This is a genomic window from Streptomyces sp. NRRL S-31, assembly GCF_000718775.1.
GTDB lineage: Bacteria > Actinomycetota > Actinomycetes > Streptomycetales > Streptomycetaceae > Streptomyces.
Genome location: NZ_JOCB01000096.1, coordinates 1 through 22,129 on the forward strand (window position 1 = coordinate 1; position 22,129 = coordinate 22,129).

The 22,129-nt window shown below is 74.7% G+C and carries 15 protein-coding genes; 9 read left to right on the forward strand and 6 right to left on the reverse strand.

The features are described from left to right. Window positions 1–204: 204 nt before the first annotated feature. The 4 genes from IF37_RS0130580 to IF37_RS0130595 form a co-directional block, all read right to left on the reverse strand. Window positions 205–1,089, reverse strand: a complete 885-nt coding sequence (locus IF37_RS0130580) for a biotin-dependent carboxyltransferase family protein (protein WP_030749790.1) — start codon at window positions 1,087–1,089, stop codon at window positions 205–207. A 163-nt stretch (window positions 1,090–1,252) separates the two neighbouring features. After that, the gene (locus IF37_RS0130585) at window positions 1,253–1,870 is read right to left on the reverse strand and encodes an allophanate hydrolase subunit 1 (RefSeq protein ID WP_030749793.1); all 618 of its coding nucleotides are present in this window, start codon (window positions 1,868–1,870) and stop codon (window positions 1,253–1,255) included. Then, complete coding sequence (gene pxpA / locus IF37_RS0130590; protein WP_030749796.1) at window positions 1,867–2,625, reverse strand: LamB/YcsF family protein; 759 nt, start codon at window positions 2,623–2,625, stop codon at window positions 1,867–1,869. The genes IF37_RS0130585 and pxpA overlap by 4 nt, the downstream gene beginning before the upstream one ends. Window positions 2,626–2,761: 136 nt before the next feature. Continuing rightward, window positions 2,762–4,084: an MFS transporter gene (locus IF37_RS0130595; protein WP_030749799.1), complete on the reverse strand. Its 1,323-nt coding sequence runs from the start codon at window positions 4,082–4,084 to the stop codon at window positions 2,762–2,764. A gap of 127 nt (window positions 4,085–4,211) precedes the next feature. On the opposite strand from IF37_RS0130595, the gene IF37_RS0130600 reads away from it, so the two are divergent. The 4 genes from IF37_RS0130600 to IF37_RS0130615 all read left to right on the forward strand — a co-directional run bounded on the left by IF37_RS0130600 (window position 4,212) and on the right by IF37_RS0130615 (window position 12,158). After that, window positions 4,212–4,919, forward strand: a complete 708-nt coding sequence (locus tag IF37_RS0130600) for a GntR family transcriptional regulator (RefSeq protein WP_030749802.1) — start codon at window positions 4,212–4,214, stop codon at window positions 4,917–4,919. 70 nt (window positions 4,920–4,989) lie between these two features. Then, entirely contained in the window at window positions 4,990–6,519 is a 1,530-nt protein-coding gene (locus tag IF37_RS0130605; RefSeq protein WP_030749806.1) for a hypothetical protein, read from the forward strand. 31 nt (window positions 6,520–6,550) lie between these two features. Further along, complete coding sequence (locus IF37_RS0130610) at window positions 6,551–7,429, forward strand: hypothetical protein (protein ID WP_030749809.1); 879 nt, start codon at window positions 6,551–6,553, stop codon at window positions 7,427–7,429. 73 nt (window positions 7,430–7,502) lie between these two features. After that, complete coding sequence (locus IF37_RS0130615; protein ID WP_030749812.1) at window positions 7,503–12,158, forward strand: hypothetical protein; 4,656 nt, start codon at window positions 7,503–7,505, stop codon at window positions 12,156–12,158. A 76-nt stretch (window positions 12,159–12,234) separates the two neighbouring features. On the opposite strand, the gene IF37_RS0130620 is transcribed toward IF37_RS0130615, so the two are convergent. Together IF37_RS0130620 and IF37_RS0130625 are read right to left on the reverse strand one after the other, a co-directional pair. Then, window positions 12,235–12,978: an IclR family transcriptional regulator gene (locus IF37_RS0130620; RefSeq protein ID WP_030749815.1), complete on the reverse strand. Its 744-nt coding sequence runs from the start codon at window positions 12,976–12,978 to the stop codon at window positions 12,235–12,237. A gap of 299 nt (window positions 12,979–13,277) precedes the next feature. Beyond that, window positions 13,278–13,772: a hypothetical protein gene (locus IF37_RS0130625; protein ID WP_367647134.1), complete on the reverse strand. Its 495-nt coding sequence runs from the start codon at window positions 13,770–13,772 to the stop codon at window positions 13,278–13,280. 458 nt (window positions 13,773–14,230) lie between these two features. Here IF37_RS0130625 and IF37_RS0130630 point away from each other — a divergent pair, with 458 nt between their 5' ends. The 5 genes from IF37_RS0130630 to IF37_RS0130650 are packed head-to-tail and all read left to right on the forward strand — an operon-like array spanning window position 14,231 to window position 22,126. After that, on the forward strand, window positions 14,231–17,041 hold the full coding sequence (locus tag IF37_RS0130630) for a nitrate- and nitrite sensing domain-containing protein (RefSeq protein ID WP_030749820.1): 2,811 nt from the start codon (window positions 14,231–14,233) through the stop codon (window positions 17,039–17,041). Then, window positions 17,038–17,472 (forward strand): roadblock/LC7 domain-containing protein, encoded by a 435-nt coding sequence (locus tag IF37_RS0130635; RefSeq protein WP_030749823.1) that lies wholly within the window; start codon window positions 17,038–17,040, stop codon window positions 17,470–17,472. The genes IF37_RS0130630 and IF37_RS0130635 overlap by 4 nt, the downstream gene beginning before the upstream one ends. Before the next feature lie 9 nt (window positions 17,473–17,481). Then, window positions 17,482–17,877, forward strand: coding sequence for a DUF742 domain-containing protein (locus IF37_RS0130640; protein WP_030749826.1), 396 nt, complete (start codon window positions 17,482–17,484; stop codon window positions 17,875–17,877). A gap of 24 nt (window positions 17,878–17,901) precedes the next feature. Next, window positions 17,902–21,540 carry a hydantoinase B/oxoprolinase family protein gene (locus IF37_RS0130645; protein WP_030749828.1) on the forward strand — a complete coding sequence of 1,213 codons (3,639 nt, stop codon included), beginning with the start codon at window positions 17,902–17,904 and terminating at the stop codon, window positions 21,538–21,540. After that, a complete protein-coding gene (locus IF37_RS0130650) occupies window positions 21,521–22,126 on the forward strand; it encodes an ATP/GTP-binding protein (RefSeq protein WP_030749831.1) in 606 nt (201 codons plus the stop codon). The genes IF37_RS0130645 and IF37_RS0130650 overlap by 20 nt, the downstream gene beginning before the upstream one ends. Window positions 22,127–22,129: the final 3 nt, after the last annotated feature.

Here is a 22,129-nt window from a genome sequence, read left to right on the forward strand (position 1 = left end):
GGCTGGGCCTGCGCGCGTCGGCAGCGGTCTCCGCGGCGCTCGTGGCCCTGCCGCCGGCCCCCGGCGGTGCCGGGTCCGGGCGGCGGCACGCCGTGGGGAGCCCCGCCGCGTCGGATCCCTCCGGCGGTCCGGTCCCGCGCGGGGGACACCGCACCGGGGAGAGCGTGACCGTGGGGGCGCCCGCGGCCGTGGCGGAGGGTGCCGTCACGGACGGGGGGCCCGGCGGCGTCGCACCGGCACGAACCTGACCGGAGTGCCCGGCGGGGCCTGCGCGGCGGCCGGCAGGTCTGCGGCGCGGACCACCGCGATCACCGGGTAGCCGCCGGTGGTCGGATGATCCGCGAGGAAGACCACCGGGCGCCCGTCCGGCGGCACCTGCACCGCGCCGAGGACCACGCCCTCGCTGGGCAGCTCACCGGGCCGGGCCCGCGCCAGTGCGGGCCCCTCGGTGCGCAGCCCGATGCGGTTGCTCGCCGCGGCGACCCGGTACGCGCGCGTGGTGAGGTCACGGACCGCTTGTGCCGTGAACCAGTCGTCACGCGGGCCGAGGGTCACCCGGAGCACGAGTTCGGCGGGCGGACGCGGCTGCGGCACGCCGTCCACGCGCGCGGGCGGACCGGCCGGGGCGCCCAGCGGCAGCACCATGCCGTCCGCGAGCGGGGCCGGTCCGAGGCCGGACAGCAGGTCGGTGGCGCGGCTGCCGAGGACCGGCCGCACGGCGACGCCGCCGCAGACCGCGAGGTAGCCGCGTACGCCGGCCGTCGCCGCCCCCACCTCCAGCAGCGCACCCGCCGGCACCAGGACCGGGGCGCCCCACGCGGCGGGACGACCGTCCACCGTCACCGGGCAGGGCGCGCCGCCGACCGCGACCGTCACCGTGGAGCGGGGGCGCAGCGCACAGCCGTCGAGGGTGGTCTCCAGGACGGCGGCGTCCGCCGGATTGCCGACGAGCCGGTTCACCAGCGCCGCCGCGGCCGGGTCGAGAGCCCCGGAGCGGGGCACGCCGAGGTGCGCGTACCCCGGCCGCCCACGGTCCTGCACGGTGGTCAGGGCCCCGGCGCGCACGACGACGAGCGCACGGTCGGTCATGCGTCCTCCCCGGGCACGGCCGCCGGTACGACAGCGGCGCGCGCCCGCGTGAGGGCGCCGGGTGCCGGCGTGACGGCACCCGGCGCCGGGGTGGCGCCGCGTATCCGTACGGCGGGTACGGAGCCCCGCGCTTGTGCGGCGCCCACGCGCGCGGAGGAGCCGCTCACCCGCCCTCCACCGGTACGAACCGCACCCGCGCCCCCGGTGCCAGCAGCGCGGCCGGCACGCGCGCGTGGTCCCACAGGACCGCGTCCGTCGTGCCGATCAGCTGCCAGCCGCCCGGCGAGGAGCGCGGGTACACACCCGTGTACGGCCCGGCCAGCGCGACGGCACCGGCGGGGACCGCGGTGCGCGGAGTGGCGCGGCGCGGGACGTCGTAGCGGTCCGGCAGCCCGGTGAGGTAGCCGAAGCCGGGGGTGAACCCGCAGAAGGCCACCGTGAACTCGGTGCCGGCGTGGACGCGGGCCGCCTCCCGCTCGGTGACTCCCCAGTGCCCGGCGACCGCCCCGAGGTCCGGGCCGTCGTAGCGCACGGGCAGTTCGATCACCTCTCGCGCGCGCGGGGGTGCTTCCGGCACCCGCGTGGTGGTCAGTTCCGCCGCCCAGCGGGCCGGGTCGGCCAGGCCGTCGAGCAGGACGGTCCGGGCCGCCGGCACGATCTCGCGGACGGTGAGCGCGCCGGCCGCGCGGCGCCGCAGCAGCTCGGCGTGCAGGGCCTGGGCCTCCGCCGCCGAGGCCACCTCGACGAGCAGCGCCTCGTCGCCGACGGGGAGCGCCCTCACGCGAACGCCTCCACCCGCACGCCCGCCGCCACCAGCCGCTCGCGCACCCGGCGGGCCAGGCCGACCGCGCCGGGCGTGTCGCCGTGCAGGCACAACGAGCGGGCGCGCACCTCGATCCGCGCGCCGGAGTGCGCGATCACCGCTCCGGAGCGCGCGAGGCCCACCGAGCGCTCGACGACGGTGTCCGGGTCGGTCACCACGGCCCCCTCCCGGCCGCGCGGCACCAGTGTGCCCGCGTCGGTGTACGCGCGGTCCGCGAACGCCTCCGGGACGGCCGGCAGCCCCGCCTCGGCGGCCAGCTCCAGCAGCCGTGAGCCGGGCAGGCCCAGGACCGGCAGCGCGGAGCCGGCCAGGCGCACGCCCTCGATCACCGCGCCCGCCTGCTCCGCGTCGTGCACGACCCGGTTGTAGAGCGCGCCGTGCGGCTTGACGTACGCCACGCGCGCGCCGGCGGCCCGCGCGAACACCTCCAGGGCACCGATCTGGTAGGCCACCTCGGCCGCCAGCTCGGCGGACGGCACGTCCATCGCGCGCCGCCCGAAACCGGCCAGGTCCCGGTAGGAGACCTGCGCGCCGATCGTCACCCCCCGCTCGGCCGCCCGTTCGCACACCCGGCGCATGGTGGCCGCGTCGCCCGCGTGGAAGCCGCAGGCCACGTTGGCACTCGTGACGACGGACAGCAGTCGCTCGTCGTCGGTCAGCCGCCAGCGGCCGAAGCCCTCACCGAGGTCGGCGTTCAGATCGATCGCGGTCATGTGTTCTCGTGTCTCCGGTTCCGGGAACGGTCTGCCAGTACAGAAACGGTTTCTCGGAGGCGTCCGGCGAAGGGCCGGGGCGGGAGCGGCCGGTCCCGCCCGGCGCCGGGACGCCCCCCGGTCCGGTGCGCCCGCGTCACCCCAGCTCCCTCCCCCGCGTCTCCGGCAGCCCGAGCAGGGCCAGCGCGGCGAGACCGTAGCCGGCCGCGCCGAAGACCAGCGCGCCGCCGACGCCCCAGCTGTCCGCGAGGAAGCCCACCAGCGTGGGGAAGACCGCGCCCACCGCGCGGCCCGTGTTGTACGTGAACCCCTGCCCGGTACCGCGCACCGCCGTCGGGTACAGCTCGCTCAGGTAGGAGCCGAAGCCGCTGAAGATGGCCGACATGCAGAAGCCCAGCGGGAGACCGAGCACCAGCAGCAGGGCGTCGGCGCCCTGCGGGATGTCGGCGTACGCCAGGACGCACACCGCCGACAGCAGCGCGAACAGCCAGATGTTGGCCCGCCGGCCGAGCCGGTCGGTGAGCAGACCGCCGGTCAGGTAGCCGAGGAAGGCGCCGGAGATCAGGAGGGCCAGGTAGCCCCCGGTGCCGACGACCGACAGACCGCGCTCGGACTTCAGGTACGTCGGCACCCAGGTCGCCAGGGTGTAGTAGCCGCCCTGGACGCCCGTCGACAGCAGGCTCGCGAAGACCGTGGTGCGCAGCAGGCCCGGGGCGCCGTCCCGGCCCGGGCGGAAGACGGCCGCGAACGAGCCGCGCCGCGGGTCCTGTTCGCGGGCCGCCGTCGCCGCAGGGGCGTCGTGCACCCGGCGCCGCAGCCACACCACGAGCAGCGCCGGCAGCGCCCCCGTCCAGAACATCACCCGCCAGGCCAGGTCGTCGCCGGCGAAGGAGAAGACCAGCGTGTAGACGACCGCCGCCAGTCCCCAGCCGACCGCCCAGGAACTCTGCACCGCGCCGAGCGTCCGGCCCCGGTGGCGCGCGCTCGCGTACTCGGCGACCAGGATCGCGCCGACCGCCCACTCGCCGCCGAAACCGAGCCCCTGGAGGGCGCGGAAGAGCAGCAGCGTCTCGTAGGTGGGCGCGAAGCCGCAGGCGACGGTGAAGACGGCGTACGTGATCACCGTGATCATCAGGGCCCGGACCCGGCCGACCCGGTCCGCGACCACGCCCGCCACGGCGCCGCCGACCGCCGACACCACCAGGGTGACGGTGGTGAACAGGCCGGTCTGGCCGCTGTCGAGGCCGAAGTACGCCGAGAGCGCCACCATGCTCAGCGGCAGCGTGAAGTAGTCGTAGGAATCCAGGGCATATCCGCCGAAAGCTCCGGCGAACGCCCGTCGGCCGCGCGGGCCGAGGGCGCGCAGCCAGTCGAACGCGCCGTCCTCGGCGACCTGTTCACCGCGCGCCCGGCGCGTGTCGGCGGAGGGCGCGGGGCGGGGCGGAGGGGGTGTGCTCATGGGCACCTCGCAGAAGGGGGACGGAGGGTGCGGGGGAGTGAGCCGTGCGGAGCACCGTAGGGGATCGTTCAACGATCCTTCAATACCCACGTTGTCTCGTCCTGGTGTCTGCGCTTGAATTCCGGGCATGGCAGAGCAGCTGACGGGACTGGCCGGCGACCGCGTCCTCCTGGGCCGTACGAGCACCGCGGAGCGTGTTTCGGACATCCTCAGGAGCCGCATCTCCGAGGGCTACTTCCCGCCCGGCACCCGGTTGTCGGAGGACGCCATCGGCGGGGCGCTCGGCGTCTCCCGCAACACCCTGCGCGAGGCGTTCCGGCTGCTCACGCACGAGCGGCTGCTGGTCCACGAACTCAACCGGGGCGTGTTCGTACGGGTCCTGACCGTCGAGGACGTGGAGGACATCCACCGCACGCGCGCGCTGGTCGAGTGCGCCGTCGTCCGCGGTCTGGGCGAGCCGCCGTACCCGCTCCAGGGGCTCGCCGCGGCGGTCGCCGAGGGGGAGCGCGCGGCCGTCGACGGTGACTGGAAAGCGCTGGGCACCGCCAACATCCACTTCCACCGGGAGCTGGTCGCCCTCGCCGGGAGCGAGCGCACCGACGAGCTGATGCGCAGCGTCTTCGCCGAACTGCGGCTCGCCTTCCACGTCGTGGACGACCCGCGCCGGCTGCACGAGCCGTACCTCGCCCGCAACCGTGACATCCTGCGTACCCTTGAGGCCGGCGACCGGCATGGCGCGGAACGCCGGCTGGCGACCTACCTCGCGGACTCCCTGGAGCGCGTCGTGGAGGTGTACCGGCGGCGGGTGGGGGAGGACGCGGCCGACGCGTCTTGAGCTTCTGTGACGGCCGTCGCTTCTGGGTCCGTTTGGGTCGATGTCAGACCCAGGACCTAGTCTGTGCACCGTGACTTCGCCTGCATCGACGGACAGCGCTCCGCCCCAGCTCAGCGCGGGACCGCGCCCCGCTCCGGGTCCGGCCGCCGACGAGGGGCTGGCACGCCGGCTGCGCGCGCTCGCGTGCACCGCGCCGCTGCACGACCTGGACGCGCGCAAGGCCAACCTGGCCGGTGAGTACTCGGTGTACGGGATGGCCGAGGTGGCGCTGGCCGCCATCGACCTGGTCACGCTGAACATGGACTTCGACACCGGCGCCGACCACGAGCAGATCGTGGCCCGGCTGGTGCCGCGCATCGCCGCCCAGGCCCCGCACCGGCCCGCCGCCGAACACGAGCGCGTGGCCCGCTGGGTCCTGGAGAACCTGATCAACGTCGGCAGCGTGGACCGCGGCTTCCGCGCGGTCTACGGCACCTTCGCGCCGGACGGCACGTACGTCCGGCGCGACTACGACTTCAAGCTGATCGAGGAGGTTCCCGGCCCCGGCGGCACGGTGTACCTGCGGACGACCGACGAGGCGGTCAACGTCCTGGTCGGCGCCCTCGACACGGACGTCACCAGCGCCCAGATCGCCGCCGAGGTCAAGCTGGAGGTGCTGATCAGCCGCGGCCGGCTCGCCGACGCCCAGCTCGCCGCCGAACAGGCCCGCTACCGCACGGTGCAGTACTCCGAGACCCTACGCCGGGCCCTGGACGCCACCCGGCGCAACGTCCGCGCGGTCGACTGGCTCGGTGCCATCCCCGACATGATCGCCGAGGCCCTGGACCACGTGGCCGAGCGCTACCGCCACGAGAACGCCATCCTCACCAACATCCGCAAGGCCCGCGACGAGACCGAGGAGCCCGGGCACAAGCGCCGTGCCGCCGAACTGGTCGACATCGTCAAGGACTGCATCCGGCGCCACACCCAGCTCCAGTCCCGCCTGCTGGAGGCGGGCCCGCTGTTCCGCGCCGAACAGGACCGGCAGGCCTTCGCCACGCCGGCGACCACCTCCGGCATCGACCTCTACGGCCATCTCGTCGCCCCCGTCCTGCCCTTGCCCCTGGAACAGGCCATCCACGTCACGGACGCCTTCTTCGCGCACGGCACCGGACTGCGCACTCCGGTCTCCGTCCGGGTCGCGGACCTGGTCGACATACTCCTGACGCCGCCCGTGGAGCGGGAGCACCTGGGCGCGGAGATGCCCGAGCCCGACCTGATCGCGACGCCGGACGACAGCCGGTTCAGCGAGGAACAGCTCGCCGCGGCGACGGAACTGCTGGACCTGCCCGCCGACGCGCCGCGCCGGCTGTCCGGGCTGCTCGCCGAGGCCCGGCGGAGCGGTGACCCGGACCTGGCGTACCTGGTGGCGCTGCTGGCCGTCCACGCGGCCAGTCCCGCCGTCGGCACCGCCTACCGCCAGGGCGAGGAGAAGCTGCTGTTCGCCGTGGACGACGGCACCGAACTGGACGATCCCGAGTTCGGCGGGGCGGACCTCATCGTGGGCACCGCGCTGCTGGACGCGGCCGGGATGGCCGCGGACCGGACGGAAGCAGCATGACGAAGCAAGAGCGCGACAAGGAGCCCAACCCGTGACCGAGCACGTCGAGTGGAGCGAGACCGAGCCTGCCGCCGCGCCGGCGGGCTCCGCCGTCACCCCCGCCGACGCCGCCGACGCGGCGCGGCTCGTCGCCTTCGGGCTCCAGCCGAAACTGGCGCCCGCGCGCGACCAGGAGTACACCGAGCTGCTGCGCCGCCACCGCGACGACCCGGCGTTCGCCCGGCTCGCGGACGCCGTCGCCGCCGGCCTCGGGCTCGTCGTGCTGGAGGTGTCCCCGCGCGCGGGGATGGCCGTGACCGCCGCCGAGGACTCCGCGTTCGCCGTCCGCATGGGCGACTACGCGCGGCGCGCCGCCGCCGACTCCGGCGACCGCTTCCTGCACGGCCTCGCCCACCTCGCGGCCGCCGCGCTGGCGTTCCCGCGCCCCGAGGACCTCGCCGACGACTCCTACATCGGCCGGGTCACCGTCAACGGCGTCGACGCCTTCGTCCGGCAGGCCTGCCGCCGGCTGGAGGAGCGCGCCGAGGAACAGGGCGAGAACACCGACCCGGCGACGGGCGCGCCCGGCCTGGAGTCCGCCTGGCGGATCTGGGCCCGACGCAGCGCCACCGGCGCCACCAAGGACGCCCGCCGGCCGGCCGCCTCCACCACCGGCATCGTGGCCAAGGCCCTGGCCTTCCTCACCGAATCCGGCTTCCTGCAACGCACCGGCGACGAGAGCGGCGGCACCTACCGCACCACCGCCCGCTACCAGCTCCAGGTCCGCGACATGGCCGGCGCCGCCGCCCTGGCCGAACTGCTGGAGCTGGGCGTCGTCCCGGTCACCGACGGCACGGCCAGCCTGCTGCCCGCCGAGGACACCGACGACCTCGACCTGGTGGCCGACGCCGGGCTGCCGTTCCACTCCTGACGGCCCCGCCGCCGACGTAGCTCCGCCAGCACCCGAACCACCGCACCTTTCACCAGACTTACGAGAGTCCGCCATGTACGAGCTGTCCCGGGTCCGCCTCTACTCGATCGGTCCCGCCGGTGCGCGCTACGCCGACACCGTGCTTGACCTGCGGGGGGTCGGCGAGCCCGTGCCCGACCCGGCGCCCACGCAGGCGGAGTTCTTCGCGGAGGAGCCGTCCGGCCCGCCCCGCCGGCCCGCGCCCGCCGGCGTGCTGTTCCTGGAGAACGGCGGCGGGAAGTCCGTCCTGCTCAAGCTGATCTTCTCGGTGATGCTGCCGGGCCACCGCAACACCCTCGGCGGTGCCAGCTCCGGCGTGCTGCGCAAGTTCCTGCTCGCCGACGACTGCGGCCATGTGGCGCTGGAGTGGCAGCACGTGCAGACCGGCGAGTGCGTGGTCGTCGGCAAGGTCAGCGAGTGGCGCGGACGGCAGGTCTCCAACGACCCGCGGAAGTTCGCCGAAGCCTGGTACTCCTTCCGGCCCGGACCCGGCCTCAGCCTGGACAGCCTGCCCGTCGCCGAGGCCACCGCCGTACGGCCGTCCGCCGAGGGCACCTCCGGCGCGCACGGCCGCCGCCGCACGATGAAGGGCTTCCGCGACGCCCTCATGGACGCCGGCAAGGCGTACCCGCACCTGGAGGTGCACTGGGAGGAGATCCACGACCGGTGGATCGAGCACCTCGGCGAGCTGGGCCTGGACCCCGAACTCTTCCGCTACCAGCGCGAGATGAACGCCGACGAGGGTGAGGCGGCCGGTCTCTTCGCGGTCAAGAAGGACTCCGACTTCACCGACCTGCTGCTGCGCGCCGTCACCGACACCCGCGACACCGACGGCCTCGCCGACCTCGTCAGCGGCTTCGGCAACAAGCTCGGCCGACGCGCCGAACTGATCGCCGAACGGGACTTCACCGCCGGCTCGGCCGACCTGCTCGGCCGGATCGTGGAGGCGTCCGGAACGCGCGCCCGCGCGCGGGACGTCCACGCGGGCGCCGAGCGCCGGACCCGCACGCTGGCCCGGCGGCTGTCCGCGCGGGCCGTGCGGGAACGCGTCCGGGCCGCCGACCTCGCCCAGCGGGTCACGGCCGCCGCGTACGCCGTCACGCACTCCGAGGACGCCCGCGCGCGCAGTGCCCTGATCGCCGCCGAACTCGCCTACCGGCACGCCTCGCTGGCCCTCGCCGCCGCCGAGAAGTCCGCCGCCGCGCAGAAGCGCGAACTGGCCGACGCCCGCACCCTGCACTCCGCCTGGCAGGCCGCCGAGGCCGTGCTGCGGCACCGGGCCGCCGCCGACCGCGTCGCGCGCGTGTCCGCCGCGATCCAGGAGGCCGAACGGGACGCGGCCCCCGCGCTCGCCGCCCGCGCCCGGGCCGCCGTCGACCTCGTACGGGCCCTGCACACCGCCGCCGCGAGCGCCGAGGCCCTCGCCAACGAGGAGGAGGAGCGATCCGCCGCCCTCCAGGAGGCCGGCGACTCCGCCTACCGCGACTCCACCTCCGCCGCCACCGACGCGCAGCGGGCCCGCAGCGAGGCCGGGCACCTGCGCCAGCGGCTCGCCGAGGTCGAGCAGGAGACCGCCGAGGCGGTCCGCGCGGGCTGGCTGGACGACAGCGCCCCGGACGCCGACCCGGCGCGCGCCGCGCTCGCCGCCAGCGACGCCGAGAAGACCGCCGTGGCCGCCTGGGACGCCGCTCGCGAGGCCGCCCGCAAGGCCACCGAGCACGCGCGCGAGGCGGCCTCCGCCGAGTCCCGTGCCGAGCTGACGGCGGCCCGCGCGGCGGACGCGGCGACCGCGGCCGAGCGGTCCCACGAGGCCGAGCGGCGCCTCGCCGAGGCACTGGCCGCCGAGGAGCGGCTGGCGGCGCTGCTGAGCCTGCCGGGCACACCCGGCACCGTGCGCGTGCCCGGACCCCGCAGCGGAGCGGACGACACCGCCCCGGCACCCGGGCACCACCCCCGCGCCGCCGGCGAGGGCGCGTTCACGCCCGAGGAACTCGACCGCGTCGCCGACGAACTGCGCGAACTCCTCGACAACGCCGTCGCCACCGCCGAACGCCACCTGTTCGACCTGCGCACCGCCGCCGCCGACGACGCCCGCATCCTCGGCGCCCTCGGCGACGGCGGACTGCTGCCGCCCGGCCCGGACGTCCTGGCCACCGTCGAGTTCCTGGGCGAGCACGGCATCCCGGCGCTGCCCGGCTGGCGCTACCTCGCGCAGGCCGTCGACCCGGCCGACCACGCGCGGGTGCTCGCCGCCCGCCCCGAGCTGGTCGACGGCGTGATCATCACCGACCCGGACACGCACGCGCGCGCCCGGGAGGCGCTGAGCGACGCCGCCCTGCTGCCGCGCTCCGCCGTCGCCGTCGGCACGGCCGCCGCCCTGCTCGCCCCGACCCCGGCCGACGCCGCCGCCGGCCCCGGCGACGTCTTCCTCGTCCCGCCGAACCCGGCCATGCACGACGAGCACGCCGCCGACGAGGAACGCCAGGCACTGCGCACCCGGGCCACCGAGCGCGACGAGGAGATCCGCGCCCTCGCCGCCCGCCTCGGCAAGGACCGCGAACTGGCCGCGCGGCTCGCCTCCTGGCGTACCGGCTGCCCCGCCGGGCGCCTCACCGAGCTGGCCCGGGCCGCCGCGGAGGCCCGCGCCTTCGCCGAGGAGACCGAGGCCGAACTCGCCGAGGCGCGGACCGCGCGCGCCGAGGCCGACGAGGTCGCGGCCGAGGCCGCGCATGTCCGCGACGAGCGGCAGGAGGTCGCGCAGAAGGCCCGCCGGGCCGCCGACGCCCTGGCCGGCCTCGCCTTCCGCCTGCGCGAGCGCGCCGGCTGGCAGGTGAAACTGCGCGAACTCGCCGACGAGGCCGCCGAGTCCGAGGCCCGCGCGCAGACCTGCCTGGAACGCGCCCGCGCCGCCGACGAGGACCGCCGCGCCGCCCAGCGCGCCGCCGACGACGCCCGCCGGACCGCACGAGCCCTGCGCGCCGAGCGGTCCGAGATCGCCGGCGCCCCCGACGACGTACCCGTCGAGGACACGGACGCCCCGCAGACCTCCCTGCCCGCCCTCCGCGAGGCCTACCGGGCCGCCTCGCAGGTGTACGAGAAGGTCGGCGTCGGCGCCGACCTGCGCGCCGAGCAGGCCCGCGCGGAGAGCGACGAGAGCGCCGCCCGGGCCGAACTGGACCGGCTCAGCAACAAGGTCCGCACCCGCGCCGAGCAGCTGCTCCAGTCACCCGACGGCTCGGACGGCCCCTCCCGGCAGGCCGCCGCCGCGCGCGCGGAGGAACTGGTGCAACTGCTGGAGACCCGGATGTCCACCGCGAGCGAGCAGCTCGGCCGGCTGCGTGGCGAGGCGGAACGGCACGCGCCCGAGGACGGTGAGGCCCACACCGAGCTGCCCGAGGACCTCCTCCCGCGCGACGCCGAGCACGCCCAGGCACTGCTGCGCACCGCCACCACCGAACTCGCCGCCCGCACCGAGGCGCTGGCCGAGGCCCGCGAGGCCCACGCGGAGCTGCTGGACGCCCACCGCGCCGCCGAGGACGCGGCCGGCGGCTTCGACGAGATCGCCGCAATGCTCCGCGACCTGCTGCGGGAACAGGCGCCCGAGGAGGAGCAGGAGGAGCCGGAGCCGTACCCGGGCACCCTGGAGGAGGCCCGGCACTCCGCCGCCGAGGCCCGCCGCTCGCTGCGCGGCTGCGCCGCCGACCTGTCCGCCGCCGAGGCGGCCGTGCGGGAGGCGAGCGACGTCCTTGTCCGGCACGCCAACTCCACGCGGTACGAGCAGGTCCGCACCCCCGCCCGGCAGCAGATCCGGGAACTGCCCGCCGCCGCGCTGCCCGAGCACGCCCAGAAGTGGGCGGACGCGTTCGCGCCCCGGCTGCGTGTGCTGACGGACGAGCTGGCCCAGCTGGAGCGCAACCGCGACTCGATCGTGGACCGGCTGCGCGGTCTCGTGGAGTCGGCCCTCGCCACGCTCCGGTCCGCGCAGCGGCTCTCCCGGCTGCCGGAGGGGCTCGGCGAGTGGTCCGGGCAGGAGTTCCTGCGCATCCGCTTCGAGGAGCCCGACCACGCCACGCTCGTCGAACGGCTCGGCGAGGTCATCGACGAGGCCACGCGCGCGGCCGTCAAGAAGAACTCCGATCTGCGCCGCGACGGCATGTCCCTGCTGCTGCGGGGCGTCGCGGCGGCCCTCCAGCCGAAGGGCGTGGCCGTCGAGATCCTCAAGCCCGACGCCGTGCTGCGCGCCGAGCGCGTTCCCGTCGGCCAGATGGGCGACGTGTTCTCCGGCGGCCAGCTGCTCACCGCCGCTATCGCCCTGTACTGCACGATGGCCGCGCTGCGGTCCAACGACCGCGGCCGGGACAAGCACCGGCACGCCGGCACGCTCTTCCTGGACAACCCGATCGGCCGGGCCAACGCCACCTATCTGCTGGAGCTCCAGCGGGCCGTGTCCGACGCCCTGGGCGTGCAGCTGCTGTACACCACCGGCCTGTTCGACACGACCGCCCTCGCGGAGTTCCCGCTGGTCATCCGGTTGCGCAACGACGCGGACCTCAGGGCGGGCCTGAAGTACATCAGCGTGGAGGAACACCTGCGGCCGGGCCTGCCCCAGCAGCCACAGGCGGGGGAGACGGTGCGCAGCGAGATCACGGCGACCCGGATGTTCAGGAAGCCGGCACCGACCACCAGCTGATCAGGAGGCCGTGGCGAGCGGCCGGTGACGCGCATCGCGCTGTGCGTCGCGAACGGCGCGCACCGGTCGCCCCGGGTCAGAAGCCGTACCCCATGCGGCGGGACAGCTCGGTGCCCGCCGCGACCGTCCGCTCGGCCACCTTCGGCAGCCGGTCGGCGTCGAGCTGGTACACCGGGCCCGACACGCTGATCGCCGCGATCACCTCGCCGTCGTGCGCGCGCACCGGCGCCGCGACGGCAGCGAGGCCCGGCTCAAGCTCCTCGACGGTGACGCCGTACCCCTGCCGGACCACGGTCTCCAGTTCGGCGCGCAGCACGGCGGCACCGGTGACCGTACGGTCGGTGAACCGCGGCAGCGGCCGTGCCAGCAGGCCCTCGCGCAGGGGCGGCGACAGGTGCGCGAGGAGCACCTTGCCGCTGGAGGTGGCGTGCAGCGGGGTGCGTCTGCCCAGCCAGTTCTGCGCGGTCACGGACGCCGTGCCACGGGCCTGCATGATGTTGACCGCCGCGTCCTCGTCGAGCACGGCGAGGTTGACCGTCTCGCCCAGTTCGTCGGCGACCTCCCGGCAGACCGGGACGGCCTCCTGGGAGATCTCCAGGCGCACTGCCGCCGCTCCCGCCAGGCGCAGTACGCCGGCTCCCAGGTAGTACTTCCCGCGGTCCTTGGCCTGGGCCACCAGGCCGCGGTTCTCCAGCACGCCGAGCAGCCGGAACGCCGTGGACTTGTGGACGTCCAGCTCCTGTGCGATCTCGGTGACGCCCGCCTCGCCGTGCCGGGCGAGGATCTCCAGCACGCTCACCGCGCGGTCCACCGACTGCACCGCACTCGCCGCCGCGCGACCGGTCTGCCGCTCCGGAGTACCGGGGCTCCCGGTCTGCTCCGGACGGTCGGACTGCTGCTGCGTGCGGGGCATGGGCTCTACTCTCACCATGTGCCGGGCCGGTCGGGTCGCGACCGCGGCAAGCCCTCGACGCGATGATCCTCACGCCCGGACCTTGTTGCGCACAGCACTGAACAGTGCGCCATGCGAGACACCATGCTAACGAAACGGTCAAGTGTCCGACCGGCCGCTGACCCCCCGGCTGCCGGGACACGTCCGGCCCGCGCCGCCGGCCGGGGTCAGGAGTGCGAGAGCTGCCCCGCCCCGCCGCGCCGGCGTATCCGCTCCTGCTCCCGCAGGGCCGCCCGGTCCTGACGGCGGCGCGCCCGCCGCTCCCGGCGCAGGGCCCGGGCCGTGCTGCTCGGCTCGGAGACCACGCCGTACCGCTGGTTCCACACCTGGCGGGTCACCCAGACGTCGACCACGGCCCACGTGGCCACGACCGTGCTCGCCACACCGCTGATCACCATCGGCAGTGCCAGCCAGGAGCCGGCCAGCGTGCACAGGAACGCCGCCATCGCCTGGACCAGCGTCAACGCCATGACGATGACGGCCCGCACCGCCGCGGCCCGCACCGGATCGGGCAGCGGATGCCGGCGCGCGGGCTCCTCGATCCACAACGCCCGCGCGTCCCGCCGCTGTTCGTCACCGCCGAACTCCCCGCCGTACTGCGGCGCCGGAACGCCGCGATGCGGCTCCATCCGGCCCCGTCCCGTCTGCGAGCGCTCCGTCATGCTTCTCCCGGACGCCCCGCGTCGCTCCGTCGAGCCCATCACCGTGTCACTCCCCACCGCCGGCAGACCGCTCGCCCCGGTGTCCGAAGACACCGACTCCCCAGTGGCTGCCCGGCTTGCGTTGCTTTACGCCGCCGGGGCGCGGGATACGGCTCCTGTGGCCCCATCCGCCCCCATCACCCATGAAGAAGGACGAACGAGGCCGCGTGAAGATTCCCCGGCGGCGAAGAAATCCGGCCAACCGGCCGTGGACGAGGGCGGCACCGGCCGGACCAGGCCCTCCGGAACGCGGTGACAATCTCCCCCCATGCCCGGACAACTCGCCATGTCTCGCCTGCGGCGCGGAAGTTCACCCTCCGGACATGCCTTCGAGATAACTGTGAGGCGGTAGTAGGCTCGCGCCGTCTGCTGAAGGACATGAGCACCCCCGGCCGGAGGGGGTCGAGCTGGGGGAGGCCATGCGCTTTCGCGGGAAGTCGATCCGCCGGAAGATCGTGGCGCTGCTTCTCGTGCCGCTGGTGTCCCTGACCGCAGTCTGGGGCCTCGTCACGGTGCTCTCGGGCCGCGAAGTCGCCCAGCTCTTCCGGGTGTCCGACGTGATCGAGGACGTCGGCTACCCCGCCGAGGACACCGTCCGCGTCCTCCAGCAGGAACGCCGCCAGACGCTCGTCTACCTCGCCGACCCGCGGGCCTCAGACGCCCTCGCCGCGCTGCACCGCACCCGCGCCGCGACCGACCGGGCGATCACCGTGATCCGAGAGAGCGCCCGGGACGGGGACGTCCGCTCCGAGATGGACCCGGACGACGGCGAACACCTCACCGCCGTCCTGGACGCCTTCGACGGCCTGGACTCTCTGCGCCGCAGCGTCGAGGAAGGCACCGTCACCCGCGCCCAGGCACTCGACCTCTACAACCGCCTCGTGGACCCCTGCTACGCCCTGCTCGCCGCACTCGACGGCATCGACGACGTCGAGGCAGACAAGCAGGCCCGCGCCCTGGTCAACGTCACCCGCGCCCGCGAGCTGCTCTCCCGCGAGGACGCCCTGCTCGGCTCCTCCCTCGTCGTCGGCCGGCTCACCCGGGACGAGAGCCGTGACATCTCCGACCTCGTCGCCCAGCGCACCCTGCTGTACGACATCAGCCTCCCACTGCTGCCCCCCGCGGAGCGCGACCGCTACGAACGCTTCTGGAAGAACGCCACCACCGCCCCGCTGCGCGTGGCCGAACAGACCGTCATCGCCGCGGACTCCTCCTCCGCCCCGCCTGACGTCACCGCGAAGAGCTGGGACACCACCGCGGCGACCGTCCTGGACGAGCTCGGCGACCTGGACGACCAGGCGGGCGACCGCTTCCAGGACCGCTTGCGCCCCGTGGCCGTGGGCGTCATCGTCCAGGCGGCCGCCACCGGCCTCCTCGGCCTGGTGGCGCTCCTCGTCTCCGTCGTCCTCTCCGTCCGGGTCGGCCGCTCCCTCATCCGCGACCTGCGCCAGCTCCGCCTGGAGGCACACGAGGCATCCGGTGTCCGGCTGCCCAGCGTGATGCGCCGGCTGTCCGCGGGCGAACAGGTCGACGTGGAGACCGAGGTGCCGCGCCTGGAGTACGACAAGAACGAGATCGGCGACGTCGGACAGGCCCTCAACACCCTCCAGCGCGCCGCCGTCGAGGCCGCCGTCAAACAGGCCGAACTGCGGGCCGGTGTCTCCGAGGTCTTCGTCAACCTCGCCCGCCGCAGCCAGGTGCTGCTGCACAAGCAGCTCACCCTGCTCGACAGCATGGAACGCCGGACCGAGGACAGCGACGAACTCGCCGACCTGTTCCGCCTGGACCACCTCACCACCCGGATGCGCCGGCACGCCGAGGGCCTGGTGATCCTCTCCGGTGCCGCGCCCTCCCGGCAGTGGCGCCGCCCCGTACAGCTGATGGACGTCGTCCGTGCCGCCGTCGCCGAGGTCGAGGACTACGAGCGCATCGAGGTCCGGCGCCTGCCGCGGGTCGCCGTCACCGGGCCCGCCGTCGCCGACCTCACCCATCTCGTGGCCGAACTCCTGGAGAACGCCACGGTCTTCTCGCCCCCGCACACCGCCGTGCAGGTCATCGGCGAGCGGGTCGCCAACGGCTTCACCCTGGAGATCCACGACCGGGGCCTGGGCATGACGGCCGAAGCGCTCCTGGACGCCAATCTGCGCCTCGCCGAGACTCCCGAGTTCGAACTCTCCGACACCGACCGGCTGGGCTTGTTCGTGGTCAGCCGCCTCGCCCAGCGCCAGAACGTCCGGGTCTCCCTCCAGCCGTCGCCCTACGGCGGCACCACCGCCGTGGTGTTCATCCCCGACGCGCTGCTGACCGACGACGTCCCCGACACCAACGGCGTCGGCTTCCGGCTCGACCGGCCCCGCCCGGCGCAGGGCGCGGAACAGGCCCTGGGACCTGCCGCCGGACGGGCCCCGGCCCCCCTTCAGCTGCCCGGCCTGCCGACCTCCCTGCTGGACGGCCCGGTCGAGCTGGAGGCGCCCGTCGACCTCGACGCGCTGGACGACTTCCCCGGCGCCCTCCAGGACGAGGACAGCGAGCGCGGCGGTCTCTTCCGCCGCCGCCGGCCCCGGTCCGGCGGCGGCGAGCCCCAGGCCGACCGGCAGCCGGGCGAGGCGGGCGGCGGACCCGGACCCGTGCCGCTGCCCCGGCGGCAGACGCCCAAGCTGGTCAGCTCACACGGCAAGCCCGTCACCGGCCAGCGGCCCCGCCGCGGCACTCCGGCGGCCCCGGGACCCTCCGCCGCACCGCAGGGCGGCGACCCGGGCGGACCGGCCCCGCTGCCCGCCCGCCGCCGCGGTACCGCCTCCCGGCGCCCCACCGGGCTCACCGACGGGGCCGAGGACCGCGCCGCGACCCCCGCCGAGAGCGACCGCGAGACACCCGGAGCCCCGGCCCTGCCCCGGCGCACCCGGACCAAGGCGCCGGGCACCGGGGCACCGGCGGACACGGCACCGCACCACGGCCCGTCGGCACCCGCGGGTGACCGGGCCCCGGAGCCGGGCGCCGGACCGCTGCCCCGGCGCGTACGCCAGGCCAGCCTGGCCCCCCAGCTCCGGCAGACCACCGAACGGCGCGCCGAGCGGGCGGACCAGTTGGCCGACCGCGATGCCGAGGAGGTGCGCAGCCGGATGGCCTCGCTCCAGCGCGGCTGGCAGCGCGGCCGGGAGGAGAACGCCGCGGGCGACCAGGCCCGGAACGGCACAGCACAAGGAACGACTAAGGGGGACGGTCGATGACCGCACCGAAGGCCACCGGCCACACGACGACGGGCAACGGCGAGCTGAACTGGCTCCTGGACGAACTCGTCGACCGGGTCGCCAGCATCCGCAAGGCCGTCATCCTGTCCGGCGACGGACTGGCGACCGGCGTGTCCAAGGATCTGACCAGGGAGGACAGCGAGCATCTGGCCGCCGTGGCGTCCGGCTTCCACAGCCTCGCCAAGGGCGTCGGACGCCACTTCGACGCGGGCGGAGTCCGGCAGACCGTGGTCGAGCTGGACGGTGCCTTCCTCTTCGTCACCGCCGCCGGCGACGGCAGCTGCCTCGCGGTCCTCTCGGACGCCGACTCCGACGTCGGACAGGTCGCCTACGAGATGACGCTCCTGGTCAAGCGGGTCGGCGCGCATCTGGGCACCGCCCCGCGCACCGATCTGCCCGCAGGCGGGTAGTGGGATGACATGAGCGGAGAGGGTCAGCGAAGAAACCACTGGTTCGACGACGAGGCCGGGCCGGTGGTCCGGCCGTACGCCATGACGCGCGGCCGCACCACGAGCGCGGGCCAGCACCGCCTCGACGTGATCGCGGTGGTCGTCACCGAGCCCGACGCCGGCGACCCGGAAACGGACCCGACACTGTCCCCCGAACACGTGGACATCGTCGGGCTGTGCCGGGACGAGCCGCAGTCGGTCGCCGAACTCGCGGCGGAACTCGACCTGCCTATCGGTGTGGTCCGCGTCCTCATCGGTGACCTGGTGCACGCCGAACTCGTCCACGTGACCCGCCCGGTGCCCCCGGCGGAGCTCCCGGACGAGAGTATTCTGCGCGACGTGATCAACGGCCTCCGGGCGCTGTGACCGGCGCGAGAGCGGGGTAGGGACGTGACTGGCTGGCAGTTCTGGGTCGATCGAGGCGGCACCTTCACGGACATCGTCGCGCGTCGCCCGGACGGCCGGCTGCTCACGCACAAACTGCTCTCCGACAACCCGGCGCGGTACGCCGACGCCGCCGTGGCCGGGGTGCGCGAGCTGCTCGGCGACTCCCGGGAACCCGTGGAGGCCGTCCGCATGGGCACCACGGTCGCCACCAACGCCCTGCTGGAACGCAAGGGCGAGCGCACCCTCCTGGTCGTCACCCGCGGTTTCCGCGACGCCCTGCGCATCGCCTACCAGAACCGCCCCCGCATCTTCGCCCGCCGTATCGAGCTGCCCGAGCTGCTCCACGAACGGGTCGTCGAGGTGGACGAACGCGTCGCCGCCGACGGCACCGTCCTGCGCGTCCCCGACCTGGACGCCCTGGCCGGCCCCCTGCGCGAGGCGTACGACGACGGGATCCGCGCGGTCGCCGTCGTCTGCCTGCACAGCCACCTCCACCCCGCCCACGAGCGAGCCGTCGGGGAACTCGCGGCCCGCGTCGGTTTCCCGCAGATCTCGCTGTCCAGCGAGGTCAGCCCGCTGATGAAGCTCGTGCCCCGCGGGGACACCGCCGTGGTGGACGCCTACCTCTCGCCCGTGCTGCGCCGCTACGTGCGGCAGGTCGCCGAGGAGCTGCGGGGCGTGCGGCTGATGTTCATGCAGTCCAACGGCGGGCTGACGGAGGCCGGGCGGTTCCGCGGCAAGGACGCCATCCTCTCCGGACCCGCCGGAGGCATCGTCGGCATGGCCCGTATGTCGCAGCGCGCGGGCCACGACCGCGTCATCGGGTTCGACATGGGCGGCACCTCCACCGACGTGTCCCACTTCGCCGGCGAGTACGAGCGCGTGTTCACCACCCGGATCGCGGGCGTCCGGCTGCGCGCCCCCATGCTGGACATCCACACCGTCGCCGCCGGCGGCGGCTCCGTGCTGCACTTCGACGGCTCCCGCTACCGGGTCGGCCCGGACTCGGCCGGCGCCGACCCCGGCCCCGCCTGCTACCGAGCCGGCGGCCCGCTCACCGTGACCGACGCCAACGTGATGCTCGGCCGGATCCAGCCCGCCCACTTCCCCGCCGTGTTCGGTCCCGGCGGCGACCAGCCCCTGGACGCCGGCCTCGTCCGCGACCGGTTCACCGCCCTCGCACGCGAGATCCACGCGCACACCGGCGACGACCGCACCCCGGAGCAGGTGGCCGAGGGCTACCTCCGGATCGCCGTCGCCGACATCGCCAACGCAGTGAAGCGGATCTCCGTCCAGAAGGGCCATGACGTCACCCGCTACGCCCTGACCACCTTCGGCGGGGCGGGCGGCCAGCACGCGTGCCGGGTCGCCGACTCGCTCGGCATCCGCACCGTCCTCGTACCCCCGATGGCCGGGGTACTCTCGGCGCTCGGCATCGGCCTCGCCGACACCACGGCCATGCGCGAACAGTCCGTGGAGGCGCCCCTGGAAGCCGCCGCCATGCCCGGCGTCCGCGCGACCGCCGACGACCTGGAGGACGCCGCGCGTGCCGAGCTCCTCGCCGAGGACGTCCCGGACCACCGCATCCACGTCACCCGCCGTGCCCAGCTCCGCTACGACGGCACCGACACCACCCTCACCGTCGAGCTGGCCGAGCCCGACGCCATGCGGCACGACTTCGAAGAACGTCATCGGTCCACGTACTCCTTCACGCTCGACCGCCCCGTCGTCGTGGAAGCCCTCTCCGTCGAAGCCACCGGCATCACCGCACCCCCCGATCTCGCCGCCCTCGCCCCGTACGAGGGCCGCTCCCGCACGCCCGGCACCGTCCGTCTGCACACCGGCGGCACCTGGCGCGACGCGCCCCTCCACCGCCGGGAGGCCCTTCCTCCCGGCGAGGCCGTCACCGGCCCCGCGATCATCACGGAGGCCGGCGCCACGACCGTCGTGGACGACGGCTGGCGGGCCGCCGCGACCGAGGACGGGCATCTGGTCATGGAACGCACGGCGGTCACGCAGAGTTCCGACGCCGACACGGAAGCCGATCCGGTTCTCCTTGAGGTCTTCAACAACCTCTTCATGTCGATCGCCGAGCAGATGGGCGCCCGGCTGGAGTCCACGGCCCAGTCCGTCAACATCAAGGAGCGGCTGGACTTCTCCTGCGCCCTGTTCGATCCGGACGGCAACCTGGTGGCCAACGCCCCCCACATCCCCGTCCACCTGGGCTCCATGGGCACCAGCGTCAAGGAGGTCATCCGCCGCCGGGGCACCGCCCTGCGGCCGGGCGACACCTACGCCGTCAACGACCCGTACCACGGCGGCACCCACCTGCCCGACGTCACCGTCATCACCCCCGTCTTCGACACCGACCGGGCGACGGACACGGAGCGTGCGCCGCGGATCCTCTTCCACGTCGCCTCACGCGGCCACCACGCCGAGATCGGCGGCATCGCCCCCGGTTCCATGCCGGCCCACAGCCGCACCATCGAGGAGGAGGGCGTCCTCTTCGACACCTGGCTCCTCACCGAGAACGGACGCTTCCGCGAGGAGGAGACCCGCCGCCTGCTCACCGAGGCGCCGTACCCGTCCCGCGACCCGCGGACCAACCTCGCCGACCTGCGCGCCCAGATCGCCGCCAACCGCAAGGGCGTCGACGAGGTCCGCCGCATGATCGAGGAGTTCGGCCTCGACGTCGTCCAGTCCTACATGCGGCACGTCCAGGACAACGCCGAGGAAGCCGTCCGCCGCGTCATCGACGTCCTGGACGACGGCGAGTACGCCTACGAGACCGACTCCGGCGCCGTCATCCGGGTCAAGGTCCGCGTCGACCGCGCAGGGCGCCGGGCGACCATCGACTTCACCGGCACCTCGGCGCAGCTCGACACCAACTTCAACGCGCCCCACGCGGTCGTCACCGCGGCCGTCCTGTACGTCTTCCGCACCCTGGTGGCCGACGACATCCCGCTCAACGACGGCTGCCTGCGGCCCCTGGACATCGTCGTGCCGCCCGGCTGCCTGCTCGCTCCCGAACCACCGGCCGCCGTCGTCGCCGGCAACGTCGAGACCTCGCAGGCCATCACCGGCGCCCTGTACGCCGCGCTCGGCGTCCAGGCCGAGGGCTCCGGCACCATGAACAACGTCACCTTCGGCAACGAACACCACCAGTACTACGAGACCGTCGCCTCCGGGTCCGGCGCCGGCGACGGCTTCCCGGGCGCCGACGTGGTCCAGACCCACATGACCAACTCCCGGCTCACCGACCCCGAGATCCTGGAGTGGCGCCTGCCCGTCAGACTGGAGGAGTTCGCCGTCCGGCGGGGGAGCGGCGGCGCGGGACGGTGGCGCGGCGGCGACGGTGCCGTGCGCCGTATCCGCTTCCTCGAACCGATGACCGTCTCCGCCCTCTCCCAGCACCGCCGCGTGCCGCCGTACGGCATGGCCGGCGGCGCCCCCGGGGCACTCGGCGCCAACCGGGTGGAGCGGGCCGACGGCACGGTCACCGAGCTCGGCGGAAGCGGATCGGCCGAGGTCGGCCCCGGCGACGTACTCGTCATCGAAACCCCCGGTGGCGGCGGCTACGGCCGACCGTCGCCCGACCCCCATCAAGCAGGAGAAGAGATCGATGATCCTCGGGCGTTCTGAGCGCGGCAAGTCCCCGGTCGAGCCCGTCACGCTCAAGATCCTGGTGGCCGGCGGCTTCGGCGTGGGCAAGACGACCCTCGTCGGCGCGGTCAGCGAGATCAGGCCGCTGCGCACCGAGGAACTGCTCACCGAGGCCGGGCGGCCGGTCGACGACACCAGCGGGGTCGAGGGCAAGCACACCACCACGGTGGCCATGGACTTCGGCCGCATCACCCTCCGCGAGGACCTGGTGCTCTACCTGTTCGGCACTCCCGGGCAGGAACGGTTCTGGTTCATGTGGGACGAGCTGTCCGAGGGCGCGCTCGGCGCCGTCGTCCTCGCCGACACGCGCCGTCTGGAGGACTGCTTCGCCGCCATCGACTACTTCGAGCGGCGCTCCATACCCTTCCTCGTCGGCGTCAACTGCTTCGAGGGGGCGCCCCGGTACCCGGCCGCGTCCGTCCGTCAGGCCCTGGACCTGGACGACGACGTGCCGGTCGTGCTGACCGACGCCCGTGACCGTGAGTCGGTCAAGGAGGTGCTCATCGGACTCGTCCGGCACGCGATGGAGTACGCGGCCGACCGCCGCGGGGCCGTCGCGGGCTGACCC

Coding starts and splice junctions, on each gene's coding strand:
- IF37_RS0130625 (WP_367647134.1), bottom strand. CDS start 13,772: ATGACGGAGCGCTCGCAGACGGGACGGGGCCGGATGGAGCCGCATCGC.
- IF37_RS0130650 (WP_030749831.1), top strand. CDS start 21,521: ATGATCCTCGGGCGTTCTGAGCGCGGCAAGTCCCCGGTCGAGCCCGTC.
- IF37_RS0130630 (WP_030749820.1), top strand. CDS start 14,231: ATGCGCTTTCGCGGGAAGTCGATCCGCCGGAAGATCGTGGCGCTGCTT.
- pxpA (WP_030749796.1), bottom strand. CDS start 2,625: ATGACCGCGATCGATCTGAACGCCGACCTCGGTGAGGGCTTCGGCCGC.
- IF37_RS0130580 (WP_030749790.1), bottom strand. CDS start 1,089: ATGACCGACCGTGCGCTCGTCGTCGTGCGCGCCGGGGCCCTGACCACC.
- IF37_RS0130600 (WP_030749802.1), top strand. CDS start 4,212: ATGGCAGAGCAGCTGACGGGACTGGCCGGCGACCGCGTCCTCCTGGGC.
- IF37_RS0130640 (WP_030749826.1), top strand. CDS start 17,482: ATGAGCGGAGAGGGTCAGCGAAGAAACCACTGGTTCGACGACGAGGCC.
- IF37_RS0130635 (WP_030749823.1), top strand. CDS start 17,038: ATGACCGCACCGAAGGCCACCGGCCACACGACGACGGGCAACGGCGAG.
- IF37_RS0130595 (WP_030749799.1), bottom strand. CDS start 4,084: ATGAGCACACCCCCTCCGCCCCGCCCCGCGCCCTCCGCCGACACGCGC.
- IF37_RS0130615 (WP_030749812.1), top strand. CDS start 7,503: ATGTACGAGCTGTCCCGGGTCCGCCTCTACTCGATCGGTCCCGCCGGT.